The 16,177-nt window shown below is 48.8% G+C and carries 16 protein-coding genes; 9 read left to right on the forward strand and 7 right to left on the reverse strand.

Features of this window, described 5'->3' with window-relative positions; translation table 11 throughout:
- Positions 1–11: 11 nt before the first annotated feature.
- The 6 genes from queF to AC0VZ8_RS07425 form a co-directional block, all read right to left on the reverse strand.
- Positions 12–509: a preQ(1) synthase gene (queF, locus tag AC0VZ8_RS07400; protein ID WP_009591586.1), complete on the reverse strand. Its 498-nt coding sequence runs from the start codon at positions 507–509 to the stop codon at positions 12–14.
- A 61-nt stretch (positions 510–570) separates the two neighbouring features.
- Positions 571–1,362: a 7-carboxy-7-deazaguanine synthase QueE gene (queE, locus tag AC0VZ8_RS07405; RefSeq protein WP_071223497.1), complete on the reverse strand. Its 792-nt coding sequence runs from the start codon at positions 1,360–1,362 to the stop codon at positions 571–573.
- Complete coding sequence (queD, locus tag AC0VZ8_RS07410; RefSeq protein WP_071223496.1) at positions 1,355–1,846, reverse strand: 6-carboxytetrahydropterin synthase QueD; 492 nt, start codon at positions 1,844–1,846, stop codon at positions 1,355–1,357. The genes queE and queD overlap by 8 nt, the downstream gene beginning before the upstream one ends.
- A gap of 1 nt (position 1,847) precedes the next feature.
- Positions 1,848–2,519, reverse strand: coding sequence for a 7-cyano-7-deazaguanine synthase QueC (queC, locus tag AC0VZ8_RS07415; protein WP_194541411.1), 672 nt, complete (start codon positions 2,517–2,519; stop codon positions 1,848–1,850).
- A 277-nt stretch (positions 2,520–2,796) separates the two neighbouring features.
- Positions 2,797–3,501, reverse strand: coding sequence for an AIM24 family protein (locus AC0VZ8_RS07420; RefSeq protein ID WP_071223494.1), 705 nt, complete (start codon positions 3,499–3,501; stop codon positions 2,797–2,799).
- A 52-nt stretch (positions 3,502–3,553) separates the two neighbouring features.
- Entirely contained in the window at positions 3,554–4,006 is a 453-nt protein-coding gene (locus AC0VZ8_RS07425) for a cell division protein ZapB (protein WP_475486526.1), read from the reverse strand.
- A 219-nt stretch (positions 4,007–4,225) separates the two neighbouring features.
- On the opposite strand from AC0VZ8_RS07425, the gene AC0VZ8_RS07430 reads away from it, so the two are divergent.
- From AC0VZ8_RS07430 to AC0VZ8_RS07455, 6 genes are all read left to right on the forward strand, one after another.
- Complete coding sequence (locus tag AC0VZ8_RS07430) at positions 4,226–4,381, forward strand: hypothetical protein (RefSeq protein ID WP_201259443.1); 156 nt, start codon at positions 4,226–4,228, stop codon at positions 4,379–4,381.
- A gap of 130 nt (positions 4,382–4,511) precedes the next feature.
- On the forward strand, positions 4,512–4,907 hold the full coding sequence (locus AC0VZ8_RS07435) for a hypothetical protein (protein ID WP_475486527.1): 396 nt from the start codon (positions 4,512–4,514) through the stop codon (positions 4,905–4,907).
- A 293-nt stretch (positions 4,908–5,200) separates the two neighbouring features.
- Positions 5,201–5,827 (forward strand): hypothetical protein, encoded by a 627-nt coding sequence (locus tag AC0VZ8_RS07440; RefSeq protein ID WP_260066932.1) that lies wholly within the window; start codon positions 5,201–5,203, stop codon positions 5,825–5,827.
- Positions 5,828–5,941: 114 nt separating this feature from the next.
- The gene (locus AC0VZ8_RS07445) at positions 5,942–6,340 is read left to right on the forward strand and encodes a helix-turn-helix transcriptional regulator (RefSeq protein ID WP_071223490.1); all 399 of its coding nucleotides are present in this window, start codon (positions 5,942–5,944) and stop codon (positions 6,338–6,340) included.
- A gap of 322 nt (positions 6,341–6,662) precedes the next feature.
- Positions 6,663–7,862: an S-layer homology domain-containing protein gene (locus tag AC0VZ8_RS07450; RefSeq protein WP_475486528.1), complete on the forward strand. Its 1,200-nt coding sequence runs from the start codon at positions 6,663–6,665 to the stop codon at positions 7,860–7,862.
- Between the two features lie 1,010 nt (positions 7,863–8,872).
- Positions 8,873–11,554: a DUF5704 domain-containing protein gene (locus AC0VZ8_RS07455; RefSeq protein WP_475486529.1), complete on the forward strand. Its 2,682-nt coding sequence runs from the start codon at positions 8,873–8,875 to the stop codon at positions 11,552–11,554.
- Positions 11,555–11,811: 257 nt separating this feature from the next.
- Here AC0VZ8_RS07455 and AC0VZ8_RS07460 read toward each other — a convergent pair whose 3' ends face one another.
- Positions 11,812–12,915, reverse strand: a complete 1,104-nt coding sequence (locus AC0VZ8_RS07460; RefSeq protein WP_071223487.1) for a YheC/YheD family endospore coat-associated protein — start codon at positions 12,913–12,915, stop codon at positions 11,812–11,814.
- 293 nt (positions 12,916–13,208) lie between these two features.
- On the opposite strand from AC0VZ8_RS07460, the gene AC0VZ8_RS07465 reads away from it, so the two are divergent.
- From AC0VZ8_RS07465 to AC0VZ8_RS07475, 3 genes are all read left to right on the forward strand, one after another.
- Positions 13,209–14,354, forward strand: coding sequence for a glycosyltransferase family 4 protein (locus tag AC0VZ8_RS07465; RefSeq protein ID WP_260066929.1), 1,146 nt, complete (start codon positions 13,209–13,211; stop codon positions 14,352–14,354).
- An 82-nt stretch (positions 14,355–14,436) separates the two neighbouring features.
- The gene (locus AC0VZ8_RS07470; protein WP_071223485.1) at positions 14,437–14,997 is read left to right on the forward strand and encodes a WIAG-tail domain; all 561 of its coding nucleotides are present in this window, start codon (positions 14,437–14,439) and stop codon (positions 14,995–14,997) included.
- Between the two features lie 177 nt (positions 14,998–15,174).
- The gene (locus AC0VZ8_RS07475; RefSeq protein WP_475486530.1) at positions 15,175–16,032 is read left to right on the forward strand and encodes a glycosyltransferase family 2 protein; all 858 of its coding nucleotides are present in this window, start codon (positions 15,175–15,177) and stop codon (positions 16,030–16,032) included.
- Positions 16,033–16,177: the final 145 nt, after the last annotated feature.

Genomic DNA, 16,177 nt, shown 5'->3' on the forward strand with positions numbered 1-16,177 from the left:
AAAAAGGCTACCTATCGGTTGTCCACTTTTTCCGGATAGAGGTCATGATTCATCAAACGGTTCGCAGCGATCTCCTCGTATTTGGTCCCCGGACGACCGTAATTGCAATATGGATCGATGGAAATGCCGCCCCGCGGGGTAAATTTGCCCCATACCTCGATATATCTCGGATCCATCAGTTTGATGAGGTCATTCATGATGATATTGACGCAGTCCTCATGAAAGTCCCCATGATTGCGGAAGCTGAACAGGTACAGCTTTAAGGACTTGCTCTCCACCATCTTGATATCCGGAATGTAGCTGATGTAGATGGTCGCAAAGTCCGGTTGTCCTGTGATCGGGCACAAGCTTGTAAATTCGGGACAGTTGAATTTGACGAAATAGTCGCGGTAAGGATGCTTGTTGTCAAAGCTCTCCAATATGCCGGGATCATATTCAAACGTGTATTTCGTGCCTTGGTTGCCGAGCAGGGTAACGTCTTCCATTTCTTCTTTTTGTCTTCCAGCCATATAAGGTAGCTCCTTTATTAAAATGAATAAATGCTCAATCAGCGTATTTTTTATTATAACGTCACACGCCGCGTTTATTGCCCCAAACGAGCGTGTGCAATTGCGGCAGGACACGCACATCGTTCAACCGGTCGGATTGCATGACGGCATCGACAAGCAACTCGTACCGATCCAGCAGATGGGAGACCAGCGAAGTGGTATCACCTGTACCTACATCGGGATTACCGGTCTGCAAATAAAACGGCACGTTCGGGTATCGCTCATGGACCGTTTCCGCATAGCTGAGGTCTTTATCGTCAAATACGACAACCTTGAGGCTGAAGGATCTGCCTGGCGCCCGAGCGGACAGCTTGGAGACGATATCATCGAGCTTGCCCCAGTCCGTATCCATACCTGAGCTTGGCGGCTTGGGGGAGATGGTGACCTCATCAATGTCATTCAGCCAATCCTGCCAGCGTGAACCTTGGGTCTCCACGGCAACGGTAATTCCATGTCGGTGCAGCTCATCCACAAGCGTGCCGAGCTGCGAGAGAAGCGCGGGATTGCCGCCGGACAGGGTGACATGATCGAAGCGCTCACCGCCCAGTCGGTACAGCTCTTGCCAGATTTCGTCTGCATTCATGCGCGAAATGGTGTCCTTGGCCGATCCGTCCCACGTAAATGCGGAGTCGCACCAGGAGCAGCGATAGTCGCAGCCTGCCGTACGAACGAACATGGTCTTGCGGCCAACGACCATGCCTTCACCTTGAACAGTAGGACCGAAAATCTCCATCACGGGAATCGGACGGTCCACTGCTATGACCGGGGAGGAGGCAGTTGAATCGTTCTCAGGCTTTACATGCACATTATTCATCGATCATCCACTCCCGTCTGACCTCAGCGTAGCTGGTCGGCGTCTCGAACAGGCGAACGAATTCGGTTCGTGTGCCTTGTTGCTCGTGCGACTCTCTGCTGCGAAGGGATTCTTCCATTTTTTCAAACAGCCAGACCACCATGTTTTCCGCTGTTGTGTTCATTGGCGGCAGGGTCTCGTTCAAGTAACGGTGATCCAGATAAGGTTCAATGTCTGTTTTCCAGCAGTCCTTAATGTCCCCGAAATCCACGGTAATGCCCACTTCATTGGGAGTACCGCTGATACCAAAGACCACTTTGTATGTGTGGCCGTGCAGGTTCTTGCATTTACCCTCATAGCAATGCAGATGATGGGCAGCATCAAAGGTAAACTCCTTGGAGACAAGCACCCGCTTCCGATGGTAACGCAGGCTTCCGGCATCGATATCCTCGCCAAGCTTCTGCAGATGCTCTACAATGCGGAAAGCCCCGGGCTCGCGGCTCATATCAGACGCCCCCTTCGGATACATGATTACGGCGCTGCATATAGTTATCGAGCCCCGCTTTTCTCAGCTTGCATGCAGGACATTCCCCGCAGCCGTCGCCCTTGATGCCGTTATAGCAGGTTAACGTATGGTCGCGAATGTATTCAAGTGCATTCATCTGGTCGGCTAGCTCCCAGGTTTCCGACTTGTCGAGCCACATGAGCGGCGTGTGAATGACGAACGGGTAATCCATGGCCAGATTCAGCGTAACGTTGAGTGACTTAATGAAGCTATCCCGGCAATCGGGATAACCACTAAAATCCGTTTCGCATACGCCCGTGATCAGATGTTTGGCACCGATGCCCTTGGCCAGCACAGCGGCAAAGCTGAGGAACAGCAGGTTTCGTCCCTCCACAAACGTAGTGGGCAAGCCGTCGCCTTCGGCAATTTCAATATCGCTGCGCGTCAGCGCATTCGGTGCCAGCTGATTCAGCAGGCTCATATCAAGCACGGTTTGCTTCACGCCTTGTTCCTTGGCGATCTGTGCCGCGCATTCTATTTCAAGCTTATGGCGTTGGCCATAATCAAAGGTTACGGTTTCCACTTCGGCGAAGCGTTCCTTCGCCCAGAACAGGCAGGTGGTGCTGTCTTGACCACCGCTGAAAACAACGACCGCTTTTTCATTTTTAAGCATAAAAAAACCTCTCATCCTTCATATTTTAAGAACAGCCAAAAGGGCTGAACCTGTAGAAGAAAGAGAAGTTCATTGAACTGAATCCGTAAAAAAACAAGCCTTATTCTTAGTGTGCAGTACCGAATAAGACACGATAGTTTTTTATAGAGGGAGTTCACGAACCTCTCCCACACGCCGCGAGAGGCGCATGGATTGTCTTCTGTTGTCCTTGTGACCGCATAGGGTGTTAGAATCCAGCATGCAGTCTGATTACGCCCTCTATTATAACACGGCCCGATTATTTGATAAACACTCCGCCAAAGGGAATTGCTTCCCGCAGAAAACGCTTGATGATGCCTTCATCGTTTAATTCGTCCACGAGTCGCTGATTCTGGCGTCCCGCTTGAAACAACACGTAACCGTCCCCGGTCAGCTTCCAGTGGTAGTTCATATGCTGGCTGGCCAGATGATTGCCGTATACGGTCAGGTCCAGCTTGGCCGCTTCCGGATAGGCGATGATGCTCCCGGCGTCCACATATAAAGGCTCGGTAGGATGCAGCTTGACTTTACATACCGGACCTTGGGTCAAAATGCCGATGCTGCCATTTCCGGAAAACTTCATCTTAATCGCGTCTCGCGTGACCAGCATGTTCTTGATCTTAAGGATTCGCGTCTGCATCGTAACATGCTTGGTATAAAAGAAAACATGCCGAAAATCATAGAGCATGTCCTGTTCGCCTTCCAGCTCAATTTCATGCATATTGAAGCCTGGGGGGAGTGCAGCAGTAAACTGACTGGGCCCTGTAATATCGGCACGAATCCATTTTTTCTTGCGGTACATGCCTTTTACGTTCATGAGACGGTCGCTGCGTCCGGAGGAGGGCCCCCGATAGGCAACGATTTGCTCAGGATGGAGGACATGGGCCGTGTCCCCTTCAGTCAGGGAGAACGTAACCGCTTGTCCCGCTCCGCTGCCGGCTGCATCTTCCATTCGGATAATCATGGCCGCGCCTCCTTTGCCTGGTTGGATGGTAGGGATCTGATAAGAGCTTGTCCTATTTAGAACGATTCGTTCGGCGCATGCCGAATCGCAGAGCGCGAATGATGACAAAGTATCCGGCAGCTAATGCCACGGCGGTGATCGCCACGGTCTTTATACGTTCCGCCCCGCGATTTCGAGCGGCTTCAGCCTCCTGAAGCTGGCTTACCATTTGGGTTAATTGCTGGTTCTGCTCCGCGAGATTGGAGTTCTGCTCCGCCAGCGTCAGATTTTGCTGCTGCAGCCGTTCGGAAGCGATTCTGGCTTTATCTAGTTCCTGCAGGGCTTGGTTATAGTTGCTCTTGAGCTGGTTTATTTCATCGGGCAGTCCGGAGAACTGCTGGATATTGTCGTACAAATTATTAAAGTAATTGGCGCTGGCGGTCCGTCCACCGGCCGGCAGCGCGATCCCCGTCACCAGCAATATGAGAGAAAGTTGAATTAGTTTGGATTTTGTCGGCTTATGCAAGAGGGACCACCACCATTCGATTATTTATAGTAAATACGAATCAGATTCCGACAGGTTTCTATTAATATATTACCCACATTTGCGATGGAAGTGAATCTATTAGCAGGCCAAGTTGTTTAACTAGCTCAAGTAAAGGGTAATGTATGAAGCAAGCGCCCAACAAGCCTTCCCATAGTAATGATCATAAAATGAACGAACAGATAAAAGGAGATTACAATCATGATAAAGGAAAACAACGTGAAGAAAATTATGATTACAGTGAATGGAAAACCCGTGGGTAACGGATTATTAATTGATAAAGTAACGTACGCTCCCATTCAACGTACATCAAGACATACTGGAGATAAACCCGTTTCGGCAGCAGAAATAGGTTAATAGACCCTGTATAGTAAAATCAACAGCCATTAAAACCGGAGAACGTCTCCGGTTTTTTTGCATTTAATTGCGAATGGAACTTCATTCTTTTGCGTATGAGTGTGGTATAAAGCAGGTGTTCTATTCCGGATTGGGTGTGATGTCGGCCCTGTTAAGTGATTTCGGCATGGGGAGCCGGGCGCTTTTACTGGGGCTGTTCTCAACCGTCATTTTATTGGGTTCCTTCTGGTTTACGGGCAATATGATTACGAAGCAGAAGCTTGACTTGAAGGAATTCATTGCGAAGATCGGTTCTTTTCAGCTGCCCTTCGGAGCGGCGCTTATCGTAAGCGGATTGATCAGCTTCATGTCGTTAAAGCTGGCATTCCTCATCCTTATATTTGCTTTAATGACCGGGCTGGCGGCGAACAGCGCAGCCATTATCGAATTGTACCGCATCGGATCCAGCCAATGGATAAAGTTTTTAGGGATTGCTATAGGCATTTATGTATTATTATTTGCCATTGTACAGACCGTTTTATTGTAGGAATAAGTCAATTACGAGGCAGTAAAAGACTTCCGTGTCCGACATCTGACAAAAATCAGCATATCCAAAAGACCGCAGCAGCTAGGGCTGTGGTCTTTTTTTGTCGAATTCATAATAAGAACATATGTTCCGTGACAGTAAGATGTCCATCTGTATTGGTACATTATTAGAAGAAGAGGAAAGAGGTGGATGTATTGCAGTCTGGCTTGTTTTCGGATTTTACATGGAGCCACAGCCATGTATTCGCTGGGGGCACTAGTCAGGTCTTTCTGCTGATCGAGTGGAGGGCTGGTGTGTTAAAGCAAAAAAAGAAGTCTCATGGCGGCTTTAATCAGCCCATGGCTGAAGATGTCCAATTACACCTTCAATTAGGGGAAAACGTTCAAGTAGGACATATGTATGGATGCCATGGCGAGATATTGAATGATCGCAACATTTCATTGTCTTTAGGTTCTTTGTCGGAAGGGAGAACCAAACAGCTGGTTCTTGAGCTAAGTGTCGGAGCCAGGCAATCGGGGGTGTATCCCATAATTACCGCTCTATGGACCTACATGGATGTTCAGAAGCAGCAGGTCGTCTTGCAGCCGTCTCGAACGATTCCGCTTCAATTCAGCAATCATACGGCATTGAAATACCGGAGGGCAGATGATCGCGTTGAGAAGGTGCTGAAGTTATACCAGAATGCTTCCATTCTGGAGCAAGCAAGAAGAGAGCTGGAACGGGGGAAGCTGGCTCGAGGAGAAGAAATGATTCGTAGACAGGCAGATGAGATGCTTTTATACGCAATCCGATTTCGGGATGCGGATTATTTGAGGGAGGCAGAGACCCTATATCAACTAATTGGATTATATCTGGATACATATCGGCAATTATCTTCTGAAAATGCGAATAGAAAAAGGGACTTTAGACTTAAAGAATAACTGGGAACGAAGAATCTGTATATAAAAAAGGAAAAATGATTTCAGGGTCGAATGTACTATTTAGCAGTCAATAAATGTATGTCTAATTTACTAGAAAGATAGGGAGAATGCCATATGACAGACCGACTGATCCGACTAATGAGAATCATTACCCTTGTACAAGCAAGACCAGGTATACTGGCTCGAGAGCTTGCCGAACGTTGTGGAACCAGCGAAAGAACCATTTATCGGGATATGGATGCCCTCAGCGCCATGCATATTCCCATCACTCACCAAGGCCGAGGCCGAGGTTACACATTTATCGGGCATTTTGCAATGTACCCGCTTGGTTTATCGGAAGAGGAGGTACAGGCGTTATTTAAGCTATTGACCATATTGGAGCAAATCAAGCCGATGCTGCCCGATGAATTTGAAAGCGCTTATGAGAAGGTATTGGCTGCTGTATATAAGCAAAGCGCGGAAAAAGCTGAAATTCAGGCCGGGGACCGGGATGAATCCTCTACCGTTCTATAACCGTTCAACTACGTGTAACAATTAAACCTCGAACGAAGGACACATCTTCATGTGACTATCGTCGAGGTTTTTATAAATTTATGGGAATTTAATTATCTCATGTGGAGATGCGAATAGAGTAGTAAATTAGAATCAGGATAGGAATATTATACCAAAATAGATGATTATATGATAATATAACTATAATTTCTCTCATTCATCCAAAAATGTCATGGATGTGTAATTGTGAGAGACGGCGGTTGATGTCCCTAAGCAAGGGCGTAGGAAGGAGATATGGAGCAATAGCATAGGTTTATTCCACAACTTGTATAGGAGGATATTCATGAAGAAAATCTCGATCAGTGTATTAACGGTATTGTCCTTGTTCGTCGGAAGCTTCTATCTGAACACAGTGGAGGCAGCGCAAGGGAGTCATGCAGACAAGACGGTGGAATCTCGTGACACGAAGACTAGTCAATTTACGGATACTCAAGGGCACTGGGCCCAGGGCGCTATTCAAGATGCAATCCAACGAGGTTATGTGGATGGTTATCCGGATAAAAGATTCCTGCCTAACAAGCAGGTAACCCGAGCGGAATTTATTAAAATGGCGGTTTTGGCCATGGATATCGAAATGGCTTCCTTAAGTTCAGGTTCCTGGTATGCTCCTTACGTAGCTGCCGCAGAATCGGCAGGAATCTATAAGGCTGGCGATTTCGGTAACAGTGACTTAACGGAACGAATGACGCGCGAAGAGATGGCTAAGCTAGCGGTAAAAGCGCTGGGATATCAGAACGTGGAAGATAAGCAGTGGATGTATCTTGCATCCAAGGACGGTATCATATCCGGGACTGCACCAGGCGTAATATCGCCTACGGGTACTACGACAAGGGCTCAAGCTATTGCGGTTATAGAGCGTTTGCTTCAGGTAAAAAGCGGCAAGGAGCTCCCCGTTGATAAATATGCCGTAGCCGCGGCCGAAGTGTATTGGCATAAGACGAATATTTTCTCGGTGGCACCGGAGATTTTTAATGGGCCGGATAACAAAGCTAATACTGGGATTAATTCTTGGAAAGTCTCGAATTTGAAGTTCGAAGGAAAAGACGGTACCACTATACAGGTTGAAGATCTTCTAGCAATTGATTGGAATGACCCAAGAGATCCGAACAGGAGTTTACTTCCAACAAAAAATAAACTTTCATATAGAACTAATAGCGGGGATTGGGCAAAATTTTCCGATGATCTCAAATGTTACGTTATTATTGTCAAGGCTCGTATAGTAATTAACAAAAATCCAAAAGGATATCCTATAGCGGATCGTGTAAATCTTCAAATTCATGGTTATAATGGTGTTCCGACTGGAAGTAATCTCATAGTGCCTTCAGTTGTTGAATCAAGTGATTCTAGCAAAAAAATTTACGGGCTAGTAATTCCAAAAGAGAAATTTAGTACAGATGGATCTATCAGAGTTTCCATAGAGTCTATTTCAGCAGGGGCACCAATCATAAGTCAAGTCCTTTCCAGATCAATATTGATTAGGTAGGAGGGCTTTTGAAGATGTCACGAATTCTTTCGTTATTTTCGTTATTGATGTCATTTATTTTCTTTATTAATATTATTCTTTTCTATCCAATTGTAATTGATGCAGCAGGGGATATAACAAAGGATATCGATTACGAAATGGTAAAAGATCCTGATGATTATGAGTATGGTGGTTTTTTGTTTTCGGATAAAAAGCAATTAACCACGAAGTCGATCTCTGTCAAAGTCCCGAATGGAAAAATAATCAAAAAATTAGAGTGGATTGATAAGAGTACAGGTGCAACTATTCGTCCATTTGCTGGTTTTACACCGGGCGTTAATAAATGGGACAATAAAACTGACACTTTAAGTGGTACTAAAACAAGGGTCCGATCGGAAGAAAATACGAATTATGGTGGGGTCTATTATTGGGATCGTTGGTCCATTTTTGATGCAGGTAATTGGTATGGGAAACATTGGAGAGCCTCAGGAGGTGCTGTAAGTAAGAGAGACAGTAGAGGTTGTGACGACTCAGCTGCAACTGAAAATGTTCAAGGTAACTCACTTCCGAAATATCCAAACTGCACAGATGATGCGCTTGAGGCAAAGATCCCCCGAACTAAACCGTTTTATGTTATTGACGCTAACTCCCCCTTCTATAACCTGTGGATTAAAGATGGAGGAATTTCAAAAGAAGAGGTTGAGGCCACGAATGTTAGGGTTGATAGGAACTCATTAATTGTTAGCGGTGGTGTTCCGACAGATACAGGGTATGCTGATGCAAGTACTTTACCAAGGTCAGGGGCACTTGCAAATGTTGCGGATTTAAATCTCATAACTATCAATTTTAGTCAAACATTTAATAACGATAGATACAATCATTATTGGGCAAATCCCGGTGCCAAACAGGTATTTTATTTTAATAAATTTTATGCGGATTTTACAACTTACACTTACGTCTACAAAGACAAACTCCTTCGAGCCACCTTTGCAGATGGAACATCAAGCTTAGAAATAACAGGCGCGACGTGTGTGCCACCATCCGGTACCATTCAACTCACAGCGAAATTAACGAAGGTTGACGGAAGTACATACAATCTGCAAAGACATGAGAAGTTGACTTGGCGAAGCTCGGATAGCAGTGTCATGACTGTCAATGCTTCCGGTGTAGTGACAGCCGTGGCAAGCACGGGACAAGCGACGATTACGGCTCATTTTAAAGATACGGCCCAGGCACTGGATGAAACTGACAATGCTTCGATTCAGGTTGGGGCAGGCTCGTCTTGCGGGAATACCGGTGGAGGAGATCCGGGAACAGGTGGCCCACCCAACACATGCGGAATCCAAATCGGTCCGGCGAGAAAGGGAACCGTTACATCGCATACGGTTATGGACCCCGTGGCAACGGGCGTAATTAAGGCGGACAATCGAGACTCTGAAAAGTATGATGTTCTTGACGGGATACCGACTTCGGAATCCCTATATGTCAATGTATTCGGGCTCAATTATCTGTACAAGAACCAGTGGGCAAATATGTTGGGGGAAATTACCTACACCGTTCCCGTCAAAAAGACATACATTCTTACCTGGACGATACCGGGAGAACCAAGCTCAGGTCCGGATGATCCCGGTACACCTGATGAACCCATGGAAGAAGAGGTTCAGGTAGAAGAACAAGTTACGATAACTAGACCGTTTTCCTACTGGCAAATCGATAATTTAGAGGTTTATAAGTTAGCCAGATCGACCGTCAGCAATTATGCATTACCGGGCGGATCAGTGAGCCTTACTCCAGCCGGCTACACCCCTCCTGTTCTTACATCCGATCATAGTGCGAACGTTGACGATCATGTGGAGCCTGCATCATGCGAAGAAGTGGATTTAGGAACAGAAACTGTTTCAGGCGGTTCGAGCAAACCCGCGGTGCCGACAATAAATTTTACATCTGCAGCGGAGTCGGCTGTAGGTCAAAACCAGGTGAAAAATGATAGAGTCCTGTTTAACGGATCTACCGTCATGAGTGACAGCTGGGCGCAAGGAACGGCACCAACACCAGGGATCATTCCCCCGGCTGCGACGATTCAAAGAGACGTCCTATACGGCAGAAACTATCTCATTAGCAATACATTATTGAATAGAGCGAATACAACGAGCACAGGGACAATTGATTATGATCTCATACCCGGCAACATTAATGGCGGATCTAATCAATCATTTCCGATTCACGCCATTAACACCGTCACCGTCCATACGCCGGTAGTCAATTATTCCTCGGTGACGGATGATCAGGCCCACAATCAGAAGACGACCCCGAACCGGAACCGCTCTGCATTCATCTTGGATCGGCCGTTTACGGTACGCATCCCTACCTCGGGTCAGCATCGGAACATCCAGGGATACGGGGACCGAGACTATGCGAAGTATATAAGATCGAAGCAGGTGTATTTTCCGTTCGATGTCTACAGCAGCGACAGGAGCACCTTTTATCCAAAAGACACCTGGATTACAATCCCGACGGCTCAGCTGGATACGGAGTTTTTCCTGCCGGTATGGGTGGATGAGGGGGATTATCAGGTATATTTCCGTACGATTGCGGAGAACGCTCCATCCGACTTCACGACGCAGCCCAGCGCGAACCTGGATTTGGCTCACCATGTGGCTACGGATATAGAACCGGTTGAAGTGATCGGGCGCGTATATGATTTCCATATCACGGATATTGCCGATTATAACTGGGAGACGGTCTTCCGCAAACAAAAAGGGAATGCGGTACCAAGCGGCGCGTCCTATTGGACAGGACTTCGCGATATTGACGGTGGAACACGCGGGAACTCGCTTCCGTACACACTGCCCATCGCACCGGGCAAGCATCCGACACAGGGATATAAGAATGCAGCCGTAAAGACAGGCTACCATTTCAAATTCGATGTGAAGACGAAGGGCAATATGTTTGGTGTACAAGACGGCATTTCAATTACCCCGAGCTTTTATTTTGTTCATCGGGACGGCAGCGGACGGCAGCCCGTTGATCTGTATTACCACAGCGGAAACCGGAAGTTTATTCGGATCGGTTCCCCGCAGGACACGGAGAAGCGTTATGTCATCCTGAATGACAGGCTGCGCAATGTTCCGCAAGACGAGCTGCAGGATACGGCTTCGTATTTGTACAACCGCGGCGGAGCCCCGGCGGGAATGTCTGCGGCGGCCTACATGAAGCAGTACTTGGAGAAGATCAGCAAAAGCAAGACCTGGGTAGGTCGGCTCGACTGGATGCTGCTTCCATACGAAATACGCACACTGATCGGCCCGAAGTCAGGATTGCCAGCCTCCGTTGACACGGAGCGGGCCAACGCGGCTGTACAGCGCTGGTATGGTGAATACAGTCTTCCTGCCGACGTGTATGTGGTGAAGAAAGGGACCGACCTGGCCGCTTATGGACGGACGAACCGCCTAGACGAGAAATCCTCGATTTTTCTCAAAAAAGGGTATATCGTGGTCAATTTCAACATCGAGACGATCCGGGAGGGCAACACGGCCAAACCCCATTTGCAATATATTCATGGCCCACTCATGAATCAATGGCAGCTTGAAGGATACAGCCGTACGTATAACGATCCGTATGGTAAGCGGTTTTCTCTGATGGATGGGGATGTCATATTCTATCATGCCGATCAGTCCAGCAAAGGGGATTTTAAATCTCAGGTACCTCATTAAAGTTTTCACCTGACCTCCTTATGTTAAAGAGGATGATCCCTAATCCTTACCCGTAACAACACCAAAACAGCCACGCCTGAGTATTTCTCAAAGGCGGTGGCTGTTTTTGGGTTGTGCTCGCAGTGCTAGCATGAAAAAGCTCTGTTGATTCACGGCTACATGGTTTACATGGAATTAGGTTTCGATACAGACAAGGGGCGGTGTATCCCGTATCGGGATCAAACCGTAAGCGTCATCGCCAACGCATTCGGCTTATCTCAATACGAGGGCCAGGCATCGTTATCGTAGAGATGGCGGACAAAAGCCATTGGATTCCGATACGAGTTCTTCCATGCCTCTCCCATGCCAGCCTCCAGGAAACCATACCGTTGATCGCAGCCGTTGCACTCAATGAAATAGAGCCTTCCATCTTCGGTAATCCCGATGTCCAGTCCAAAATCGGCAGCATACGGAATAAACAGGGACAGGATGCGGGCGATATGCAGGGAAAATTCCGCAATACGCTCGAGGGTTTCTCCGATAGGGGCATTCGGCATGCAGCGGGTTAGAATGTCCGGTACCTGATAGGCGGAGCCCCCCTGCGCGATGTTGGAGACAAAGGTTTGAGGCGGCGAGGTTTTGGCGAACATGCCCGCGATTTCCCAGCTGCCGCTGCCCCCCCGCTGCACGGTGACCCTGATGTCAAAGGGACGCCCCCTGTATTCTGCCAGCGGAATGCGCTCCTGTGCCAGAAAGGGCGCACGTCTGATTCTCTGGTAGATTAACGGATGAAGCTTGCCCTCGGCCAATGTTACTGTTCTCCATCCTTTAGCCGAAGGGGAGGAACGCGAATACGTCAATTGGCTGTGCCCGGTGCTGCTTTTTAGCCGCATAATGCCGATGCCGATGCTGCCGCTGCATGGTTTTAAGACGAGGTCACCATGTTGGCTTAACATGGATCGAATGGAGACGGGCGTAGCCTTTACCGTATGCGGTAAGGCATTCGTTAATCCCGGATCCTGTTCCAGCATATGGTGTATCGTATCCTTGCCGTAGCGCGTACGGCCGTTAAACACAAAGATTCCTTGTTTGATCAGATCGTCGATCCGCTTGAGTTCACGTCGGTTGTGGTAGATGGCGCGCATATGGATGGCGCGTGGAATGGGAATGTGGACACGGCGGTACCCGGATGGAATGGGTATATATCCTGTCACCTTTCCGGTATCCAATGAAATATGATGAATGGTAAAAAAACAAGGAACCAGTCCGTACATGGCAGCGGCTTCTTCATAGTTAGCCAGTGATTCAGTGCCGATTCTCCCGCTGGAAATTCTGCGATACGTGTTGTTGTTGAGCAGAATGCCGACAAATTCCGGATGCATGGTCATCCTCCTTGTTACCACAGATCATGGAGTCTTTGTACCACATCGTATGCAGCAGGAAGTTTGTCCCGGGTGGACGGGTGTCGCCCGTGGTTGGCCTATTCTTTATCGAAAGATTTGTCACCAATAGACCCTGATTCGGTATATGTTAAGGTATCCGGCCATACACATGACAGGGATGCGCTTTTTTGAATTAGGGCAATGAAACACTGCTGGTATCAAGGGGGATGGGTATCTATGATATATCAGTAGTGGTTTTTCATATAGATACGTTGTGAGAAGGGTGTGGAGTTATGGGTTTGCGGAAGGTGGCCGTTGTGACGCCGGGGTCCTTTGTGATTCCTTCGGGGAGGAGCAGCTCTGTCGAGCGTGTAGTGGAGCAGACCATTCCATTGGCACAGGGAGCCATGGATGTGCGCATATTTGGAGTGCTTGGAAAAGGACTCCCTTCAAAAGACACGATCAACGGCGTTCCGTGTTACCGCCTGCCATCGGGAGCGAATTATTATCCTTCCCTGCTGCGGAGGCTCCAGAAATGGAGACCGGATATTATCGAAGTACACAATCGCCCGCTGTTGGCTCAGCGTCTGAAGATGCATCTCCCGGATGTAAAGACTGTACTTAATCTCCATTCCAATACCTTTATATCGCCTCCGTATATGAGCGAGCAGCGGTTTGAAAACATCGCCAGGTGGATGGACGGCATCGTGGTGAACAGCCGTTTTTTGCTGGAAGATATCACGATAAGGCATCCGGAGCTGTCGGATAAAATTACGATCAATCATCTCGGAGTCAGTCTGGAGCATTTTACCCCGCCCTTCAGCCCGGCAGCCAAGGCATTGCGGGAAGCCCGACTTGCTCATTACGGATGGAACGGGCGGCGCATCATCCTGTTTGCCGGACGACTTATTCCGGATAAAGGCGTTCACCATTTGCTGGAAGCACTGCCGCAGATCATCGATAAGCATCCGGATGTACTGCTGCTCATTATCGGGAGCGCCGGATACGGATCGGATCGGGAAACCGCCTATGTGCGGGAATTGAAAAAAGCTGCAAGACCCTACCAGCATTGGGTAAACTTTCGCCCCTTTGTGCCATACCCGGCTATTGCGGATTGGTATTCGCTTGCAGACATCGTGGTTGTTCCGTCTGCACCCAGAGAGGCGTTTGGACTCGTGAATGTCGAAGCCATGGCAGCAGGCGTGCCGGTCATCGCTTCAAGCGCCGGAGGAATTCCGGAAATTGTGGAAAACGGAGTGACGGGATATTTGGTGCAAAGCGATGATTTTCCAGCCGGACTTGCACAGCAGATTAACAATCTGCTGCAGGACGAAAATCTTCGCAGACAGATCGGAATGGCCGGTCGCGAAACGGTGCGGCAGCGCTTCAGATGGGACCACACGGCCGAGCGCTGGGTTCATTTGATGCAGACCATCTGAGGATAACCGATGGAACAGTGGCAGGCGCCCCCCTTGCCGAATAGGATGGAGTAACGATTAGAAGCAGAGGAGAGAGTCGACAGTGAACAAAGCCAGAAGGATCACCAGGGGAAGAGGGAAGAGACCGTACCGGCGATATCCTGGCCGTCTCAAGACATCCGCGTACAGACCGGGCATTGATCGTGGCGGTACGGCCGAGTATGAATTGGCCGATGATACGATTGACGCGGCTCATCTTCGACATCGCAGTGTAAGAAGCGAGGCGATTGAAGACTATTCTGTATATAGCATTCACTTATCCCCTGAATCGATTACTTCCTCTAAAATTGCAAGCCATTCGGTGGACTTGGCGCATTTGAGCTTTAATCCGGTACAAGGGATGCCTGACAGGCCATTAATGCAGCAGTTTGGCGATATGCCGTTCATGTTTCCTGAAGGCGTGGACACCATCGATGTTGCCGTCTCGCTCCAGTCCCCTTATGCCGATGGAAATTATGTCATGGTGGTATCATGCAGCGACCCCGGGTTTCAAGCGGGGGTCAGGTCACGGAATGAGCTTCAGGCGATGGTCGGCATCACAAGGTCTGCAGGCAATCCGCATGCAGCCGGATGGTTATCATGGATAGCAATAGGCGGACAATAAAATCGTAAAAAAGGGCAGGGAGTTTACTCCCCGCCCTTTTTGTATGTACAGATAGCGGACGGGGATAAGCGTTGGGGCGTAACCGTACATATGCCGTTACGATGAAGAAGAGCAAACATACAATAGGATAGATTGCCAAGGAGCAAGTGACCGTTACAAGGGAGGAGGAGTGCAAGTATGCGCAAAATGCAGCGGTTAAGGCCCCGAAGAAGGCCGGTTTCTCGGCGTCCTTCCAGGGAATCGTTGCAGCCACCCGCTATTCCTACCACCTACCGTCCTATGGAGCCACAGATCCCACGGGAGAATCACCCCCATCCTTGCGTGTCTGTCATTATTCCCGCTATGAATGAAGCCGGTAAGATTTCCGCGGTCATAGCAGAAGCGCGGGCGGTTCATCCCGAAACCGAGGTAATCGTTGTTGCGAACGGGTGTAAGGATCAGACCGCAGCTGTCGCAGAACGGATGGGAGCCAAGGTGTTATCTTATGCGGAGCCGCTGGGACACGATGTGGGACGAAGTGTGGGCGCAGAAGCAGCTAAAGGACGAATTCTTCTTTTTACAGACAGCGATATGGTTATTCCCTCCGGTGAGTTAAGGCCTTTCGTGCAGGCGGTTCAATCCGGCGTTGATGTGGCCTTGAACGATTATACCGGTCCTATCGATCGGCAGCCGGTTCACCGGGTTATTCTTGCGAAATATACATTAAATTCGATGATGGGAAGATCTGATTTGCGGGGCGCGTCCATGACAGCTGTACCGCATGCCTTAAGCCGTCGGGCGCTGGAGACAATCGGTGCAAGTGAGCTGTCCATTCCGCCGAAAGCGCAAGCGGCTGCGGTGAACCGGGGGCTGCGTGTAGAGGCGGTCTACCGCGTGGAGGTTGGACGCTTGAATCCCGGTCGAATCCCGGGCGGAGATCCGCTGGAAATGCTGGTGCTTGGCGATCATTTGGAAGCACTGGAAGCCGTGATTGCAGAGCGTGGTATCCGGGGCGGATATCACGATGGTGGACGAAGACGGAGCGTGGTGAGGTGAGCACGTGCAAAGACGGATTCATAAAAAAATAAGTCGATCAGGATCTAAAGGCCGAAGACGTTTAAGGAAAGGTTCCTCACGGGTGGTGGCATACCGTTTAACACGGAGCAGCCGTTGGGAACGGCTCGCACTGAGTGCAGGAGGT

Source organism: Paenibacillus sp. QJM3NY_38, from assembly GCF_056173265.1.

Excerpts from the sequence above, each read along its gene's own strand:
- queF (WP_009591586.1), bottom strand. The coding sequence starts at position 509 with ATGGCTGGAAGACAAAAAGAAGAAATGGAAGACGTTACCCTGCTCGGC.
- queD (WP_071223496.1), bottom strand. The coding sequence starts at position 1,846 with ATGAGCCGCGAGCCCGGGGCTTTCCGCATTGTAGAGCATCTGCAGAAG.
- queC (WP_194541411.1), bottom strand. The coding sequence starts at position 2,519 with ATGCTTAAAAATGAAAAAGCGGTCGTTGTTTTCAGCGGTGGTCAAGAC.
- queE (WP_071223497.1), bottom strand. The coding sequence starts at position 1,362 with ATGAATAATGTGCATGTAAAGCCTGAGAACGATTCAACTGCCTCCTCC.
- AC0VZ8_RS07450 (WP_475486528.1), top strand. The coding sequence starts at position 6,663 with ATGAAGAAAATCTCGATCAGTGTATTAACGGTATTGTCCTTGTTCGTC.
- AC0VZ8_RS07465 (WP_260066929.1), top strand. The coding sequence starts at position 13,209 with ATGGGTTTGCGGAAGGTGGCCGTTGTGACGCCGGGGTCCTTTGTGATT.
- AC0VZ8_RS07420 (WP_071223494.1), bottom strand. The coding sequence starts at position 3,501 with ATGATTATCCGAATGGAAGATGCAGCCGGCAGCGGAGCGGGACAAGCG.
- AC0VZ8_RS07460 (WP_071223487.1), bottom strand. The coding sequence starts at position 12,915 with ATGCATCCGGAATTTGTCGGCATTCTGCTCAACAACAACACGTATCGC.
- AC0VZ8_RS07445 (WP_071223490.1), top strand. The coding sequence starts at position 5,942 with ATGACAGACCGACTGATCCGACTAATGAGAATCATTACCCTTGTACAA.
- AC0VZ8_RS07430 (WP_201259443.1), top strand. The coding sequence starts at position 4,226 with ATGATAAAGGAAAACAACGTGAAGAAAATTATGATTACAGTGAATGGA.
- AC0VZ8_RS07475 (WP_475486530.1), top strand. The coding sequence starts at position 15,175 with ATGCGCAAAATGCAGCGGTTAAGGCCCCGAAGAAGGCCGGTTTCTCGG.